At 67.0% G+C, this 1,294-nt stretch carries 1 protein-coding gene and 1 pseudogene; one reads left to right on the plus strand and one right to left on the minus strand.

What is annotated here, in order from left to right; translation table 11 throughout:
- Window positions 1-167, minus strand: a pseudogene (locus G3O01_RS45825) (1-acyl-sn-glycerol-3-phosphate acyltransferase); the annotation flags it as partial.
- 391 nt (window positions 168-558) lie between these two features.
- On the opposite strand from G3O01_RS45825, the gene G3O01_RS44760 reads away from it, so the two are divergent.
- Window positions 559-1,164 carry a CDP-alcohol phosphatidyltransferase family protein gene (locus G3O01_RS44760; RefSeq protein WP_089425120.1) on the plus strand — a complete coding sequence of 202 codons (606 nt, stop codon included), beginning with the start codon at window positions 559-561 and terminating at the stop codon, window positions 1,162-1,164.
- Window positions 1,165-1,294: the final 130 nt, after the last annotated feature.

Consider the following 1,294-nt stretch of genomic DNA (forward strand, 5'->3'; position numbering starts at 1 on the left):
GTCGGGGACGGCGGCGCCTGATGCCAGACCGGATACGCGCCGGCGACGAGCCGCACGATGGACAGCAGGAAATCGCGCTGCCAGACGTTGAGAATGTTCATCGGCGCTGCGCCTCCTGCTTGCCTGCATGGCCCGCTGCGCGTGAGCGGCGGGCGGGACCCCGGAATGCCGGCGCGGCAGGATGCGCGCCGGACGGCCCTTGTTTAAATTTTTTCAAATTCGTGGCTGCCTGTCGCAGGTCCGCGATAATCGGACGGTTCGCCGTCACACGCTGTTGCGTCGCGGCGAATGCGCCGTTCGGCGGCGTGATAATCGGCTGTTGCACGAGTGCCCGTTTGCAGTTCGAATGGATCTCGCAGCGATCGGGCCAGCGGATTATCGCGAGTTTCCGTCAAGAACGCCAGATTGGCGCCGCGCGTGCGGGCCGGGCGCGCGCTTGACGCATCGGGGCCGCTCGGCGACGATTAGGGCCGTCCATGGAAGGCCGTCCAAGGCCGTTTCGCCGCCCGGGGCATGGCGGCGGGAAATGTATCCGACTGTGCCGCGCAAATTAAAACGATGAGCCTCTACGCACTCAAACCCAAATTCCAGAACACGCTGCGCCCGTTCGCGAACTCGCTCGCCGAGCGCGGCGTGACGGCCAACCAGGTCACGCTGTTCGCGGCCGGCGGCTCGATCGTCGTCGGCGCGCTCGCCGGCCTCGGCGTGTTTGCCCGCGCGCTGTTCCTGCTGATCCCGCTGTGGCTGTTCGCACGGATGGCGCTCAATGCGATCGACGGGATGCTCGCGCGCGAGCACGGCCAGAAGAGCACGCTCGGCGCCTACCTGAACGAGCTCGGCGACGTCGTGTCCGATGTCGCGCTGGTGCTGCCGTTTCTCGCGATTTCCGCGTTCGCTCCGGCAGACGTCTGGCTGTTCGCGCTGACGGCGGTGATCGTCGAATGCGCGGGGCTGATCGGCCCGCTGGTCGGCGTTAGCCGCCGCTACGACGGCCCGTTCGGCAAGAGCGACCGCGCGCTCGCGCTCGGCGCGTTCGCGCTGTGGATCGGGCTCGGCTTTCCGGTTGGCGGCGTCGCCGTCTGGCTGTGGCGCCTGCTGATCGTGCTGTCGATCGTGACCGTGGTGCGGCGCGTGCAGGCCGGCATCGCGGAAAAGGGCGGTTGAAAGGGCAGTTGAAGCAGCGGTTGAAACAGTCGTCAACACAGTTGCGGTACCGGGCGCCGGAGGGCGGCGCACCAAGATTCGAATAACGAAACGAGAGAGAAACGCATGAGCGCACGCATGGCCCGCGAGG

It is taken from the genome of Burkholderia sp. Ac-20365, from assembly GCF_017104715.1.
Taxonomy (GTDB): domain Bacteria; phylum Pseudomonadota; class Gammaproteobacteria; order Burkholderiales; family Burkholderiaceae; genus Paraburkholderia.

Bases quoted from the DNA above. Each gene is read 5' to 3' on its own strand.
- G3O01_RS44760 (WP_089425120.1), top strand. From the start codon at position 559: ATGAGCCTCTACGCACTCAAACCCAAATTCCAGAACACGCTGCGCCCG.